The sequence below is a fragment of the Pseudomonas sp. IT-P12 genome (assembly GCF_949767465.1).
In the GTDB taxonomy this organism is placed as follows: Bacteria; Pseudomonadota; Gammaproteobacteria; order Pseudomonadales; family Pseudomonadaceae; genus Aquipseudomonas.
The window spans coordinates 124,246-139,374 of record NZ_CATKPY010000022.1 but is presented as its reverse complement, the minus strand read 5'-3'; the positions used below and the strand labels follow the sequence as shown (position 1 = coordinate 139,374).

Below are 15,129 nucleotides of genomic sequence, written 5' to 3'. Positions count from 1 at the left end.
TCAATTGCCCTCGAATTGTGGTTTGGTCTTGGCGATGAACGCGTTCAGGCCGGTCTGGAAATCGTTGGTGTCATAGCAGGCGTAGCTGTCGTCGATCTGCTCGGCGGTGGGCGCCACGTTGGCTTCCAGTTGTCGCGCTGCCTGGCGATGCCAGCGGGCGACCAGCGGGGCGCCCTGGCTGATGCGTCGGGCGGTGGCGAGGGTCTCGGCCTGCACCTCGGCATCGGCGACCACGCGGGTCACAAGGTTTTTCACGTAGGCGTCCTGGGCATCGAGAATCCGTCCTTCGAGCAGGATCTCCAGCGTCGTCGAGCGTCCGGCGAGCGCCACCAGGCCGGCCATTTCGTCATAGGACATGACCAGCCCGAGCTTGCCGACCGGCGCGCCGAAGCGGCTGGACGTGCCACAGATGCGCAGGTCGCACAGCGCGGCGATTTCCAGGCCGCCACCGACACACACGCCGTGGATCATTGCGATCACCGGGTGCGGGCAGTCGGCGACCGCGCGCATGGCGGCCGATGTCACCTCGGCATAGTGGCGGGCCTGCGCCGAGTTGGCGCGGACCGTGGGGAATTCACCGACGTCGGCGCCGGCGGCGAAGGACTGTTCGCCGGCACCTCGCAACACCACGCAGCGCACGCTGAGGTCGGCGGACAGTTCGGTCATGACGTCGCCCAGGTCCTGCCACATGGACAGGGTCAGGGCATTCATCTTGCCTGGATGACTGAGGGTGACGATGGCAATGGCATCTTGCCGTTCGATAAGGACGGTGGGCTTCATGATGGTTCCGCTGGCGCCAGCGTGGCTGACGACACGGATGCCTCCTGTTTTATTGTTGTTGGGCAGCAGCGGCTTACAGCGATTGTTCAAGCATCGACAGGTAGTCCGCGCCGGACGCTTCGCGTGGGTTGGTTTTGTGGCTGTGATCGTGCAGGGCGCCTTCGACGATGCCGGCGAACAGACTCGGGTCTACTCCGATCTGGCTCAGGCGGGTCGGCAGGCCGAGGCGCCGGGTCAGGTCTTCGATGGCCAGGCCGATGTCGGCGTTGGCGGCAAGGCCCATGGCGTGGCGCAGGCGTTCGAGCTTGCGTTCGTCACGAACGGTCGGGGCCTCGGCGTTGAAGTCGACCACCGCCGGCAAGAAAATCGCGTTCAAGGTGCCGTGGTGCAGCTTCGGATTGATCCCGCCCAGGGCGTGGGACAGGCTGTGCACGCAACCCAGGCCTTTCTGGAAAGCCAGTGCACCCTGCATCGATGCGCTCATCATGTTCATCCGCGCGTCGCGGTCGCCGGGTTCGGCGGTGGCGCGCTCGATGTGTTCCCAGGCCCGGCGCAGGCCGTCGAGGGCGATGCCATCCGCAGCGGGGTTGAAGGCCGGGGCCATGAAGGTCTCGATGCAGTGGGCAATCGCGTCCATGCCGGTGGCGGCGGTCAGCATGGCTGGCAGGCCGAGGGTCAGTTCCGGATCGCAGATGGCCACCCTGGGCACAACATGAGGAGAGATCACGCCGACCTTGCGCCCGTCGTCGAGAATCAGGATGGCGCCGCGCCCGACCTCGCTGCCGGTGCCCGCCGTCGTCGGGATCGCAATCAGCGGAGCGGTGGCCGCAGTGATGCGATCCAGGCCGCCTTCGATCACGGCGAAGCTCTGCAGGGGGCCGTCGTGGGTGGCGCAGACGGCCACGCCCTTGGCCAGGTCGATGGACGAACCGCCGCCGACGGCGATGATGCCGTTGCACTCGCCGAGGTGGTAGTGCGCCACGGCTTCACGCACGGCGTGTTCGTTCGGGTTGGGTGGGGTGGCGTCGAAAATCGATGGGGCGCGGTCGGCGCCCAGGGCGGCGATGACTTTGTCGACGATGCCGGCGTTGCGTACACCGATGTCGGTGACGATCAGGGGGCGAGTGATGCCGGCACGTTCAGCTTCTGCCGCCAGGTGTTGCAGGCTGTCATAGCCGAACTGAATTTTGGTGATGTAATTAATGAGTGACATGATTCACCACAAGTTATACAGGATTGTTATTGTTGCAACCGGTCATGGGCGGGAGGGCTTTCGCTCTCTGGTCAAACTCGTTGCATTGCCTGGTTGTGGGGTGGACTATAGGGCCGTCCTGGCCAGCCTCGATACTGACAACTTTCGATACCTCTATAACTTTTAGTTAATCCTGATGACGCCCTCACTGAACTCGATCATGTCCCGCCTGCACATCAAGCAACTGCGTTTGCTGATCGCTCTTGATGATCACGGCTCCTTGCTCGGCGCGGCCAAACAGGTCGCGCTGACCCAACCTGGCGCCAGCAAGGCGCTGCAGGAAATTGAAACCACCTTCGGTACGTCGTTGTTCACCCGGACTAACCGCGGGCTTGAACCGAACGATGCCGGACGTTCGGTCATCCGTTACGCGCGCTTGATTCAGACCGACCTGGCGCACCTGCGCGAAGAGATCATCGGCATCATGAGCGGCGAGGGCGGGCGCGTGTCGGTGGGCACCATCATGGGCGCCGTGCCGTTGCTGACCACGGCCATCAGCCGGGTGATCGGCGACCACCCCAAGCTGTCCATCGAGATCGTCGAAGACACCAGCGCCGCGCTGCTCAGCCAACTCGACGCCGGACGCCTGGACCTGGCGATCTGCCGGACCACCATCAGCAACACTCCCTACCTGTACGAAAGCGCAACGTTCGTGGAAGAAACCCTGGCGGTGATCGCCAGTACCCAACATCCCTTCGCCTATGCCCGGCAGTTATCGCTCAAGGACCTGGTGGATTACCGCTGGGTCGTCTATCGCGCCAACATGCCCATGCGCCTGCTGCTCGAGCGCGAGTTCCATGAGGCAGACCTGCGTTTTCCGGTGCACCTGCTGGAAACCACCTCGGCCTTCGCCACCCTGTCGCTGTTGCAGGAGAATCCGACCCTCGTCGCACTGGTTTCGACCGACGTGGCGAAGTTCTGCTCCGGCTATGGCTTCACCACCACGTTGCCGCTGCCCATCACCTCGCGCAGCGAACCCTATGAACTGGTGTCGCGCAAGGGCGTGCCGGACTCGCCGGCGGCCCGACTGTTACGCGAGGCACTGCTCAATCCCGCCTGACATCCGCTCTGTGATACTGCCCGCCATCGAGGGCGAGCATTCGTGCGATTCAGGAAAAATTGATTTGTGACAGGGACGGTGTTTGCGCCGGATCAAGGTCGCGATACTCGACGGGATTTTGCCTGCCCACTCATTGGCCCCGGATGGCCATCGCGAGGTTTGAACCATGACTGTCTCCCGCCGACTGGCGCTCTTGATGACCACGACCGCGCTGCTCGCCGCCTGTGGCGAATCGTCCAAGCTGCCGCCCCAGGCCAGTGTCGGCCCGAACCCGCAACTGCCCGATCCCACCACGTCGCTGATCCCCACACTGAAGGTTTCCAAGGCGGTCGGCTGGTCGGGCGGCGATGCGCCCAAGGCACCGGCCGGGTTCAAGGTGACGGCGCTTGCCGAGCATCTGGATCACCCGCGCTGGGTCTATCTGCTACCCAATGGCGATGTGCTGGTTGCCGAAAGCAATCACCCGCCGATGCCTGATGGCGCTACCGATGGCGGCAGCGGACCGCTGGCCTGGGCGCGCCGCACGGCGATGGGGATTGTGATGGGGCGGGTCGGTGCCGATGCGCCCAGCGCCAACCGCATCACCCTGCTACGCGACGCCGACGGTGATGGTCACGCGGAACTGCGCACGGTGTTCATGAGCGGGCTGACGTCACCGTTCGGCATGGCGCTGGTGGGGGAAGAGCTGTTCATTGCCAACGCCGATGCACTGGTCAAGGTGCCGTACCATGAAGGGCAGACCGAAATCAGCGCGACCCCGGTCAAGGTCACCGACCTGCCGGCAGGCATCAACCACCACTGGACCAAGAACGTGCTGGCCAATCCCGAGGGCACCAAGCTCTACGTGACTGTCGGCTCCAACAGCAATGTCGGTGAGAACGGCCTGGAGGCAGAAGAAGGGCGAGCGGCGATCTGGGAGATCGACGTCCAGAGCGCCAGCAAGCGCCTTTACGCCAGCGGCCTGCGCAACCCCAACGGCATGGCCTGGAAACCCGGTACGAGCCAGTTGTGGACGGTGGTCAACGAGCGCGACGAAATCGGCAGCGACCTGGTGCCGGACTACCTGACGTCGGTGCAGGACGGCGCGTTCTACGGCTGGCCCTGGAGCTACTATGGCAATCATGTCGATGTCCGCGTGCAACCGCCGCGCCCGGACAAGGTGACACTGGCCCTTGCCCCGGATTACGCCCTGGGCACTCACGTCGCCCCGTTGGGCCTGGCGTTCTCCGATGCGCGCGGCATGCCGGAGGCTTTCGCCAATGGCGCGTTCATTGGCGAACACGGTTCATGGAACCGCAACCCGCAGGCTGGCTACAAAGTGGTGTTCGTGCCATTCAGCGACGGCAAACCTTCGGCGCTGCCGGTGGACTTCCTGACCGGTTTCCTCAATGCCGATGGCGAGGCCCAGGGCCGGCCGGTGGGCGTGATGCTTGATCGCAGCGGAGCGTTGCTGGTGGCCGACGACGTCGGCAACACGCTCTGGCGCGTGGCGGCGACGTCGGCCCACTGACGTCGTCTTCAACGGTTGGCTCAAAGAGGGATCTGCGTCGTCGACAACACGTTGCGCAGGCCCATGAACGAACGGATCTGGCGCACGCCGGGCAGGTACAGCAACTGCTCGGCGTGCAGCCGGTTGAAGCTGTTGCTGTCCTTGGTGCGCAACAGCATGAAGTAGTCGAATTCCCCCGTCACCACATGGCATTCCATGCAGCCGGACACCTTTTGCGCCGCCGCTTCGAACGCGGCGAAGGATTCCGGGGTCGAGCGATCCAGCACCACGCCGATCAACACCACCATCCCTGCCTCCAGCGCTTCGCTGTCGAGCAACGCGACGATGCCCTTGATCAGGCCTGCCTGCTTGAGGCGTTCGACGCGCCGCAGACAGGCCGGCGCGCTCAATTTGACCTTCTCGGCCAGGGCCACATTGGAGATGGACGCGTCGCGCTGCAGGGTCTTGAGAATGGCTCGATCAGTGCGATCCAGCGCAGGTGGCTCCGTGGCTGGGCTCGCGCCTTTGTTGCGACTATTTGTTGCGCTCATGGCGATATCTGCACACTAAAAGAAAGTTTTGATTGGTGAGTCGCGATTTATGTTTCTTGAATCGATTGAAACTTGCAACACATATTTTCGGGTTTGTTCTTACTATTGAACTCATCGAAGCCGCCCGGAAACAGCCTGCCTGTGCAGTCTTGTGGCCTTTAGGCCTGGCGCTTGGATATCCAATCACCAAGGAGCAGAGTCATGAACCTGAATCGTTTCAAGCGCTATCCGTTGACCTTCGGCCCTTCGCCCATCACCCCCTTGAAGCGCCTCAGCGAACACCTGGGCGGCAAGGTCGAGCTGTACGCCAAGCGCGAAGACTGCAACAGCGGCCTGGCCTTCGGTGGCAACAAGACACGCAAGCTTGAATACCTGATTCCCGAAGCCATCGAGCAGGGCTGCGACACCCTGGTGTCGATTGGCGGCATCCAGTCCAACCAGACCCGCCAGGTGGCGGCCGTCGCGGCCCACCTGGGCATGAAGTGCGTGCTGGTCCAGGAAAACTGGGTCAACTACTCCGACGCCGTGTACGACCGGGTCGGCAATATCGAGATGTCGCGGATCATGGGTGCCGATGTGCGGCTGGATGCGGCCGGTTTTGACATCGGCATTCGCCCCAGCTGGGAGAAGGCCATGAGCGACGTCAAGGAGCGGGGCGGCAAACCGTTTCCGATTCCGGCCGGCTGTTCCGAACACCCTTATGGCGGCCTGGGGTTCGTCGGGTTCGCCGAGGAAGTGCGCCAGCAGGAGGAGGCGCTGGGCTTCAAGTTCGACTACATCGTGGTGTGCTCGGTCACCGGCAGTACCCAGGCGGGCATGGTGGTGGGGTTTGCGGCCGACGGTCGCTCGAAGAATGTCATCGGCATCGACGCCTCGGCCAAGCCGGCCCAGACCAAGGCGCAGATCCTGCGCATCGCCCGGCACACCGCTGAACTGGTGGAGTTGGGGCGCGAAATCACCGAAGACGATGTGGTGCTCGACACCCGCTTTGCCTATCCCGAGTACGGTTTGCCCAACGACGGCACACTGGAAGCCATTCGCCTGTGCGGGCGCCTGGAGGGCGTGTTGACCGACCCGGTGTACGAGGGCAAGTCCATGCACGGGATGATCGAAAGGGTCCGTCGTGGCGAGTTCCCCGAAGGTTCGAAAGTGCTGTACGCCCACCTCGGCGGGGTGCCCGCGCTGAATGCCTACAGTTTCCTGTTCCGTAACGGCTGACCCGATCCTGCGGGAGCGAAGTGGCTCGCGAAAAACGCCTGGACACCGCGGGCATTCAGGCCGCCCGCGTCATTGTTCGCGTCCATCGCGAGCAGGCTCGCTCCACGCGGTGTTTTTTGCAGGAGCGAGCCTGCGCCGTGGTCGGGTGTTGGCTGGATATCGTTGGAAACCTCGGGAGTACCGCCATGCATGAGATATCGCCTTCCGCTGTCTGGATCAAAGCACCTTCGGCGGACGTCGGGGTGGTCATCGTGACCAGTGCCGCGCTGCCCCACTACATGATCGACCAGTTGCACGCGGCCATCGACGATTGGGACCAGGTGGCCTATCTGGCCGTCCAGCATTCGCGGCAACTGATGCTCGACTGGTTGCAGGTCGGTTCCAGTCCCGAACCCTCGACGCCCACCGACGCGAGCGATGCCGGTCATCTGCTGCGCGGCGTGGCCAAAGGCAGCTTTCTGCTGGATGTCGAAACCGGCGCGGAGCTTGGGCTGACCTGGCTCGGCTCGGTGTGCGGGCACCCGTTGCGGGTGGTCGAACTGGGTGCCGTGGCCACCTCCAGCGAAGGGATGGACCAACAGGTGGAGAACGTTCTATCGGCCACCCGTCGTCTGGCGAAAAGCCTGCTGCAGGAGCGCTGCGCCCTTTAGCCCAGCGTGCTGAATCCAACTTCATTACAAGAAAGGCAAAGCCTATGAGCCAAACTGCCGACTATCGTCATCCAGACAGGAAATGGATGCGTGAGCCCTCCAGCGGAACGCGCGTCGTGGTGTTAACGGCCGGACTGGAAAGCGAACACCTGGCGTTGATTCACCACAGCTTCAGTTGTTTTGAAAACGTCGCCCTGATGCAGGTCGATGCGATGCCCACGAACGACGATTTGTTCGAAGCACGCCTGCCCACCTGCGATTACTGCCTGGTGGTGGCCGGCGAACTGGACAAGCGCTTTTTACGCGAACTACCCAGGCGCAGAATCAGTATTTATCCGATCACCGAGCACGCCCCGAGCGAACGCTCGGTCATCGCAGCGGTGGAACACGTTAAAAGCCTGGCCCGGTCCACCTCGGTGCCACGCCTCGATCCTGACACAGCCTTTTGCAGGAGATGCCCATGAACCCGTCCGATCTGCAGGCCCAATTCCCCGGGCAGACCCCGCAAGACGCTGAAGAACTCACTGAATGGCGAGAGGCCTTGCAGTCGGTCATCGCCCACGGCGGTGCCGGGCAGGCCCGGCAGATCATGGACATGCTGGTGACGCTGGCGAGCACCGCCGACATCGGCTGGCGGCCGCGCCACGGCACGCCTTATATCAACACCATCGGCGTGGAACAGCAGCCGGTGTTTCCCGGTGACCTGGCCATGGAAGAACGCCTGGCCTCGATCATGCGCTGGAACGCGCTGGTCATGGTCGCCAGGGCCAACCAGGCCTATGGCGAACTGGGCGGCCACATCGCCAGTTACGCCAGCGCCGCCGACCTGTTCGAAGTGGGCTTCAACCATTTCTTCAAGGCGCGCACCGTGAGCAGCGGCGGTGACCTGGTGTTCTATCAGCCGCATTCGGCGCCCGGTGTCTATGCGCGGGCGTTTCTGGAGGGGCGGCTTGAAGAGCAGGACCTGCAGCATTACCGCCAGGAGATCGGCGCCGGCGCCCAGGGTGCTCGCGGGCTGTCGAGTTACCCTCACCCCTGGTTGATGCCGGACTTCTGGCAGTTCCCGACCGGTTCGATGGGCATCGGTCCGATCAGCTCGATCTACCAGGCGCGTTTCATGCGTTATCTGCAACACCGTGGCCTGCAAGACACCGCCGGGCGCACCGTGTGGGGGGTGTTTGGCGACGGCGAAATGGATGAGCCGGAAAGCATGTCGGCCCTGACGCTGGCGGCGCGCGAAGGCCTGGACAACCTGGTGTGGGTGGTCAATTGCAACCTGCAGCGCCTGGACGGTCCGGTGCGCGGCAACGGGCGCATCATCGACGAACTGGAGGCGCTGTTCGGCGGGGCGGGCTGGAATGTGATCAAGCTGGTCTGGGGCTCCGACTGGGACGGCTTGTTTGCCCGGGACCACGACGGGGCACTGGTCAAGGCCTTGTCTGCCACGGTCGATGGCCAGTTCCAGACCTTTGCCGCCAAGGACGGGCGTTTCAACCGCGATCATTTTTTCGGCCAGAACGAAGCCCTGGCGCAGTTGGCCCAGGGGCTGACCGATGAACAGATCGACCGCCTCAAACGCGGTGGCCACGACGTGGTGAAAATCTTTGCCGCTTACCACAGCGCGATGCGCGAGGGCAGTAAGCCGACGGTGATCCTGGCGCAGACCAAGAAGGGTTTCGGCATGGGCGATGCCGGGCAGGGCAAGATGACCGTGCACCAGCAGAAGAAGCTCGGCAAGGATGCGTTGATCGCCTTCCGCAACCGTTTCAACCTGCCGCTGAGCGATGAACAGGCGACCTCGCTGAGCTTCTTCAAGCCGGCTGCCGACAGTGCCGAAATGCGTTACCTGCACGAGCGTCGCCAGGCCTTGGGCGGCTACCTGCCTTCGCGGCCGACTCGTTCGGCGCCGCTGGCCGTGCCGGACATCGACAGCTATGCCGGGTTTGCCATCGCCGCCGAGGGCAAGGAAATGTCCACCACCATGGCCTTCGTCCGCCTGCTCAGCGGCTTGCTGCGGGACAAGCAACTGGGCCCGCGCATCGTGCCGATTGTCGCCGACGAGGCGCGCACGTTCGGCATGGCCAGCCTGTTCAAGCAGATCGGCATTTATTCCAGCGTGGGGCAGCGTTATGAGCCGGAAGACATCGGCTCGATCCTCAGTTACCGCGAAGCGCTGGACGGGCAGATTCTCGAAGAGGGCATCAGTGAGGCCGGGGCAATCAGCTCCTGGGTGGCGGCCGCAACCAGCTATTCCGTGCACGGCCTGCCGATGCTGCCGTTCTACATCTACTACTCGATGTTCGGCTTCCAGCGCATTGGCGACCTGATCTGGGCGGCGGCCGATCAGCGGGCGCGCGGGTTCCTGCTCGGGGCCACGGCGGGCCGCACCACGCTGGGGGGCGAGGGCTTGCAGCATCAGGACGGCAACAGCCACCTGATGGCGTCGATGGTGCCCAATTGCCGGGCCTACGATCCGGCGTTCGCCGCAGAATTCGCGGTGATCCTGGACCACGGCATGCGCCAGATGCTGGAGCGCCAGGTCGACGAGTTCTACTACGTCACGCTGATGAACGAGAACTACCCGCAAGCCAACCTGCCCGAAGGCGTCGAAGCGGCGATCATCAAGGGCATGTACCTGTTCGCCCGGCATGAAGTCGAGGATGCGCGGGGCACCGTGCAGTTGCTGGGCAGCGGCGCGATCCTGCTGGAAGTGATTGCCGCGGCCGAATTGCTGGCCAGCGACTGGAACATCGACAGCGAGGTCTGGAGCGTCACCAGTTTCACCGAACTGGCCCGTGACGCCCGTGAAGTCGAACGCTGGAACCGTCTGCATCCCGGTCAACCGGCACGGCTCAGCCATGTCCGGGCGTCGCTGACGGCCACTGCACCGGTCATCGCCTGCACCGACTACGTGCGTGCCTTGCCGCAGCTGATCGCCAGCGACCTGGAGGCGCCATACAGCGTGCTCGGGACCGACGGTTTCGGCCGCAGCGATACCCGCAGCCAACTGCGCCGTTTCTTCGAAGTGGACCGCCATCAGATCGTCTTGAGCGCGCTGACATCGCTGGTGCAGGCAGGGCGCCTGGAGGCGGCTGTCTGTACCGAGGCGATTGTGCGGTACGCCATCGATGTCGAGGCGCTCGCGCCTTGGGAGGCCTGAAGCCAGGCTTCAGGTCGAGTCGAATTTTCAGGAAATGCTCATGAACAATGTGTATGAAGTGCGGGTGCCCGACATTGGCGATGCCCGGGATGTCGGCGTGATAGAAATCCTCGTCAGGGCCGGCGATGCGGTGCTCGAAGGACAGGCGCTGATCATTGTCGAGACCGACAAGGCGTCCATGGAAATCCCCTCGCCGCAGGCGGGCGTTCTGCAATCGCTGGCGGTCAGCCTGGATGACAAGGTCAGTCAGGGTTCGCCGATTGCCTTGATCGAATGCGCCGCGCCAGCGCCGATCACGGCTTCGCTGAGCGAGCCAGCGGTCAGCCCGGTAAAATCGCCGGACGTTGCGCCGGCACCGCCGCGCATCGAGGTGAAAGCACCGCCCACGGACTTGCCGCTGGCATCGCCTTCGATACGCAAGTTCGCCCGTGAGCTGGGTGTGTCACTCGCCGCCATCCAGGGCACCGGCCTGCGTCGGCGCATCACCCGGCCGGACGTCCTGGCGCACGTCAAAGGGGCGCTGAGCGCTCCGGGGGCAGGCGACCGCGTCCCGCCGATGGGCGGCCTGCTGCCCTGGCCGGTGGTGGACTTTGCCCAATACGGTCCGGTGCAGACCCAGCCGCTGTCGCGGATCCGGAAACTCAGCGGTGCCAACCTGCACCGCAACTGGGTGATGATTCCCCACGTGACCAATCACGACGATGCGGATATCACCCAACTCGAACAGTTTCGCCAGCAGGTCAACCGGGACAATGCCGGCAGCGGGGTCAAGCTGACCCTGCTCGCGCTGCTGATGAAAGCGTGCGCGGCGGCGTTGAGAAAATTCCCGGAGTTCAATGCCAGCCTCGAGGGCGACGACCTGGTGTTGAAGGATTACTGCCACATCGGCTTTGCCGCCGATACGCCACAAGGGCTGGTCGTGCCGGTGATCAGGGACGTCGACCGCAAAGGTGTGCTGGCCATTGCCGGGGAAATGTCGGCACTGGCGCAGAAGGCCCGGGCGGGCAAGTTGAGCGTCGCCGACATGAGTGGCGGCTGTTTTTCCATTTCGTCCCTGGGCGGCATTGGCGGGACGTATTTCACGCCGATCATCAATGCCCCGGAAGTCGCCATCCTCGGGGTGGGCAAAATCCGCGAACGGTTGGCGCTGGAGGAGGGCGAAGTGGTCACGCGCCATCTGCTGCCGTTGAGCCTGAGCTGGGACCATCGGGTCATCGATGGCGCGGCGGCAGGGCGTTTCAACGCCTATCTGAGCAGTGTGCTGGCGGATTACCGGCGCCTGGTGCTGTAACCGGGGAGGCGCTGGCGGGGGGCGTGCGCTGCGCCTTGCGCCAGGTCAGCAGGACGATGCCGGTGACGACGATGGCGCCGCCGATCACCTGGCCGGCGCTGAGCATCTGGTCCAGCACGATCCAGCCCATCAACAGGGTGGCCAGGGGCTCGATGTTCATCACCGGCGCGTTGCGCGGCATGTCCAGACGTGGCACGGAGATGAACAGGACGATGAAGCCGGTGCCGTAGAGCACCACCAGCGTCGCCAGCGCCCACCAGCCAGTGGCGCTGGCCGGCAGGTTCAGGCCGCCGGGCAGGGCACCGGTCAGGCCGGCGAGGTTGACGCTGCTGAAGACGATGAAAATGGTCAGCAGGCTGCGCACCGAGCCGCGCACCGGCGACAGCTTGTGATCGGTGATCCACAACGCACAGGCGAACACACTGGCGGCGCAGAACGCCAGCGCGACCCCGAGCACCCATTCGGGGCCGACATTGCTATTGGCCGAGAGCCGTCCCGGCACGTCCAGCACAAACACCAGGCCGAGCAGAATCAGGCCCATCAACGCGGCGGTGCGCGCCGTTGGCCGCGGCCCGCCCAATGCCCAGGTGAGCAACGCCAGCAGGATCGGAAACACGTTCGCCACCAGCAGCGCCAGGGCTACCGGCACCCGGGCCACGGCCGAGTACAGGCACAGGCTCTGGGTCGCGATCAGCAGACCCAGCAACAACTGCCAGCGCCAGGCGCCCGCCGGCAAGCGCAGACTCTGACGCTGCCACAGCACCAGCGCGGCCAGCACCAACAGCGTTCCACCCGAGCGCATCAGAATCGCCAGCAATACCCCGGCGCCGTCGTCGAACGCCACCCGGGCAGCCACGTGGTTGCCGGCAAAGGCGCAGCCCATGCACAACAGAATCAATACGGCGAGGTGACGGGGGAAGGGCGTTGGAGCGGTCTGGCGGGTCATGGCAGGGTCTCTGGCAACGGCAGGATTATTATTATGTTGTCGTACGACTTGTGGGTTTGTACCGCAAATGATTTGGCCGGACAAGGTTTGGTGGCGCTTTGCGTTCAAAGAGATCGTACGACTTGCTGGTGTGAATAAATTTCTCGGTGGACACATTGCAGATACATGGATGCGCTTTCATGGCGGCGTCCATTGCCCACAAAGAGAGTTCTGCCATGTTCCGCAAATTGCAGCATGCCGCCCGGTTCCTCAGTCAGAGCGCGCGCCTGATGGTGGGCGTTCCGGACTACGACAACTACGTCGCGCAGATGGCGCGCAATCAGCCGGGCGAACCGGTGATGAGCCCTTCGGCGTTCTTTCGCGAGCGCCAGGAAGCGCGCTACGGCAAGCGCAGTTGCACGACACGGTGCTGCTGAACCGCGACCACTTCCATCAAACAGCCCCGGCTTGCGAGAGTCGGGGCTTTTTTATGCCTGATGGATTTGCAGGCTCTCGCAGAACTCCGTGGGAGCGAGCCCGCTTGCGATGGTGCTCGGCCATCGAGATGGATGTCGATTGACTATCCGCATCGCGAGCAGGCTCGCTCCCACAAGGGCAATCGCCTGGCTCGACAAGGGAAGAGGGTCCCTGAGTTGTTCGAAGATGTAACAGCTCATCCCACGGTATTGCCCTGTTACTGAACAGTTGTTTAGTATCGGCTGCAGCTCGTACCTCCAGTCCAACTACAAGAACGACGAGGACCTTCCATGACATTGCAACCGTCACTGCTCAGCCGGGTTGAAAGCGGCATCGCCTGGATCACCCTCAACCGCACCGAACAGCGCAACGCGCTGGACATTCCCACCCTCAAGGCCTTGATCGCTGCACTCGACGCCCATGACGCCGATCCGGCGGTCAGGGTGTTGGTGCTGACCGGCAACGGCAAGGGTTTCTGTGCCGGTGCGGACGTGGCCGAGTGGGCGGATGCTGAGCGGCGCGGGATCCTCGAAACCTACGGCTGGACCGAAACCGCGCACCTGTTGATGAACCGTCTCCACGGCTTCAGCAAACCGACCATCGCGGCCATCAACGGTATCGCGGTCGGTGCCGGGATGGATTTGAGCCTGTGCTGCGACCTGCGGGTCGCTGCCGCATCGGCGCGGTTCAAGGCGGGCTACACCGGCATGGCGTATTCGCCGGATGCCGGCGCCAGTTGGCATTTGCCACGCCTGATCGGCGATGAGCACAGCAAGCGCCTGCTGTTCCTCGATGAGCTGTGGAGCGCCGAGCGTGCACTGGCCGCCGGGCTGGTCGGCGAGGTCTGTGCCGACGAAGCACTGCTCGCCCACACCACGGCGCTGGCGACGCGACTGGCCAGCGGCCCGACCTTCGCCTTCGCCCAGACCAAGGTGCTGATTCGCGACGGTGCCGGACGCAGCCTCGCCGAACAACTGCAGGCCGAACAGGCCGCCGGCCTGCTTTGCGGACGCAGCCAGGACGGCGCGGAAGCCCTCAAGGCTGCCGTGGAAAAACGCACGCCTCATTTCATCGGCCAGTAATCGAACCGTAGGTACGCCACCATGAACTTTCAACTGACCCAAGAGCAGGACATGCTGGTCGAGTCTGTGCGCAGCTTCGTCGAAAAAGAACTGCTGCCCCACGAGGATGCGGTCGACCGCGCCGATGCCGTTCCGCCGGAGCTGGCCGCGCAGATACGCGCCAAGGCGATTGCTGCCGGTTTCTACGCGTTCAACATGCCGGAAGAGGTCGGCGGCGGAGGGCTGGATTACCTGTCCCAGGCGTTGATCGAACGTGAGTTGTCCAAGGTGTCGTGGGCACTGCATGTGTTCGTCGCGCGCCCGTCGAAAATCCTCATGGCCTGCAAGGGCGCGCAGATCGAGGATTACTTGTTGCCCTGCGTGCGTGGGGAAAAGATCGACTGCTTCGCCCTCACCGAGCCCGGTGCCGGTTCTGACGCCAATGCGATAAAGACCCGCGCCGTGCGTGACGGCGATGATTTTGTCCTGAACGGCAGCAAGCACTTCATCAGCCACGCCGGGCATGCCGATTTTGCCATCGTGTTCGCGGTCACCGACACCTACGAGCACAACGGCCGCCCGCGCAATGCCGTGACCTCTTTCCTGGTCGACCGTGACACCCCCGGCATGACCATTCGCCGTGGCCCCAAATGCGTGAGCAACCGCGGCTACCACACCAGCGAGATCTTCTTTGACGATTGCCGGGTGCCGGCCTCCAAGGTGTTGGGCGAAGTCGGCAAGGGCTGGGACGTGGCCAACGCCTGGCTGACGGCCGGGCGGGTGATGGTCGCGGCCAACTGCGTCGGTCAGGCGCAACGGGCGCTGGACGTGGCGCTGCAATGGGCCGCCGATCGCAAACAGTTCGGCCACGCCATCGGCACTTACCAGGGGGTTTCTTTCAAGCTGGCGGACATGGCCACCGAAATCCGCGCCGCCGAACTGCTGGCCCTGAACGCGGCCTGGAAAATGGATCAGGGCACCATGACCGATGGCGAGGCCGGCATGGCCAAGCTGTTCGCCAGCGAAGTGCTGGGCCGCGCGGCGGATGAGGCGGTGCAGATTTTCGGCGGCATGGGCCTGATGGACGAGAGTCCGGTGGAGCGCATCTGGCGCAATGCGCGAATCGAGCGGATCTGGGAGGGAACCTCGGAGATCCAGCGTCACATCATTTCCCGCGAGCTGCTGCGGCCGCTGCTGCGCTGATTGGACAAGGAG

At 63.9% G+C, this 15,129-nt stretch carries 14 protein-coding genes; 10 read left to right on the top strand and 4 right to left on the bottom strand.

Going from position 1 to position 15,129, the window contains the following annotated elements:
• A complete protein-coding gene (locus tag ACM6IM_RS15295; protein ID WP_414865591.1) occupies window positions 1-780 on the bottom strand; it encodes an enoyl-CoA hydratase-related protein in 780 nt (259 codons plus the stop codon).
• Between the two features lie 73 nt (window positions 781-853).
• Window positions 854-1,993 carry an iron-containing alcohol dehydrogenase gene (locus tag ACM6IM_RS15290; RefSeq protein ID WP_192303812.1) on the bottom strand — a complete coding sequence of 380 codons (1,140 nt, stop codon included), beginning with the start codon at window positions 1,991-1,993 and terminating at the stop codon, window positions 854-856.
• A gap of 175 nt (window positions 1,994-2,168) precedes the next feature.
• On the opposite strand from ACM6IM_RS15290, the gene ACM6IM_RS15285 reads away from it, so the two are divergent.
• Window positions 2,169-3,092 (top strand): LysR family transcriptional regulator, encoded by a 924-nt coding sequence (locus tag ACM6IM_RS15285; protein WP_192303810.1) that lies wholly within the window; start codon window positions 2,169-2,171, stop codon window positions 3,090-3,092.
• A 166-nt stretch (window positions 3,093-3,258) separates the two neighbouring features.
• Window positions 3,259-4,602: a PQQ-dependent sugar dehydrogenase gene (locus ACM6IM_RS15280; protein WP_414865590.1), complete on the top strand. Its 1,344-nt coding sequence runs from the start codon at window positions 3,259-3,261 to the stop codon at window positions 4,600-4,602.
• A gap of 20 nt (window positions 4,603-4,622) precedes the next feature.
• On the opposite strand, the gene ACM6IM_RS15275 is transcribed toward ACM6IM_RS15280, so the two are convergent.
• Window positions 4,623-5,132, bottom strand: coding sequence for an Lrp/AsnC family transcriptional regulator (locus ACM6IM_RS15275; protein WP_192303806.1), 510 nt, complete (start codon window positions 5,130-5,132; stop codon window positions 4,623-4,625).
• Window positions 5,133-5,333: 201 nt separating this feature from the next.
• Between ACM6IM_RS15275 and ACM6IM_RS15270 the strand changes: the two genes are divergently transcribed.
• From ACM6IM_RS15270 to ACM6IM_RS15250, 5 genes are all read left to right on the top strand, one after another.
• The gene (locus tag ACM6IM_RS15270; protein WP_192303804.1) at window positions 5,334-6,350 is read left to right on the top strand and encodes a 1-aminocyclopropane-1-carboxylate deaminase; all 1,017 of its coding nucleotides are present in this window, start codon (window positions 5,334-5,336) and stop codon (window positions 6,348-6,350) included.
• Between the two features lie 185 nt (window positions 6,351-6,535).
• Window positions 6,536-7,000 (top strand): transketolase, encoded by a 465-nt coding sequence (locus ACM6IM_RS15265; protein ID WP_414865589.1) that lies wholly within the window; start codon window positions 6,536-6,538, stop codon window positions 6,998-7,000.
• 44 nt (window positions 7,001-7,044) lie between these two features.
• Entirely contained in the window at window positions 7,045-7,464 is a 420-nt protein-coding gene (locus tag ACM6IM_RS15260) for a hypothetical protein (RefSeq protein WP_414865588.1), read from the top strand.
• Window positions 7,461-10,160 carry an alpha-ketoglutarate dehydrogenase gene (gene mdeB, locus ACM6IM_RS15255; RefSeq protein ID WP_414865587.1) on the top strand — a complete coding sequence of 900 codons (2,700 nt, stop codon included), beginning with the start codon at window positions 7,461-7,463 and terminating at the stop codon, window positions 10,158-10,160. Before ACM6IM_RS15260 ends, mdeB begins: the two co-directional genes overlap by 4 nt.
• A gap of 40 nt (window positions 10,161-10,200) precedes the next feature.
• A complete protein-coding gene (locus ACM6IM_RS15250; RefSeq protein ID WP_414865586.1) occupies window positions 10,201-11,451 on the top strand; it encodes a dihydrolipoyllysine-residue acetyltransferase in 1,251 nt (416 codons plus the stop codon).
• Here the strand turns inward: ACM6IM_RS15250 and ACM6IM_RS15245 are convergent.
• Window positions 11,399-12,397 (bottom strand): EamA family transporter, encoded by a 999-nt coding sequence (locus ACM6IM_RS15245; RefSeq protein ID WP_414865585.1) that lies wholly within the window; start codon window positions 12,395-12,397, stop codon window positions 11,399-11,401. The genes ACM6IM_RS15250 and ACM6IM_RS15245 overlap by 53 nt on opposite strands.
• A 215-nt stretch (window positions 12,398-12,612) precedes the next feature.
• Here ACM6IM_RS15245 and ACM6IM_RS15240 point away from each other — a divergent pair, with 215 nt between their 5' ends.
• The 3 genes from ACM6IM_RS15240 to ACM6IM_RS15230 all read left to right on the top strand — a co-directional run bounded on the left by ACM6IM_RS15240 (window position 12,613) and on the right by ACM6IM_RS15230 (window position 15,117).
• Window positions 12,613-12,813: a YbdD/YjiX family protein gene (locus ACM6IM_RS15240; RefSeq protein ID WP_192303792.1), complete on the top strand. Its 201-nt coding sequence runs from the start codon at window positions 12,613-12,615 to the stop codon at window positions 12,811-12,813.
• Window positions 12,814-13,143: 330 nt separating this feature from the next.
• Window positions 13,144-13,935, top strand: coding sequence for an enoyl-CoA hydratase/isomerase family protein (locus ACM6IM_RS15235; protein ID WP_414865584.1), 792 nt, complete (start codon window positions 13,144-13,146; stop codon window positions 13,933-13,935).
• A gap of 21 nt (window positions 13,936-13,956) precedes the next feature.
• A complete protein-coding gene (locus ACM6IM_RS15230; protein ID WP_414865583.1) occupies window positions 13,957-15,117 on the top strand; it encodes an acyl-CoA dehydrogenase family protein in 1,161 nt (386 codons plus the stop codon).
• Window positions 15,118-15,129: the final 12 nt, after the last annotated feature.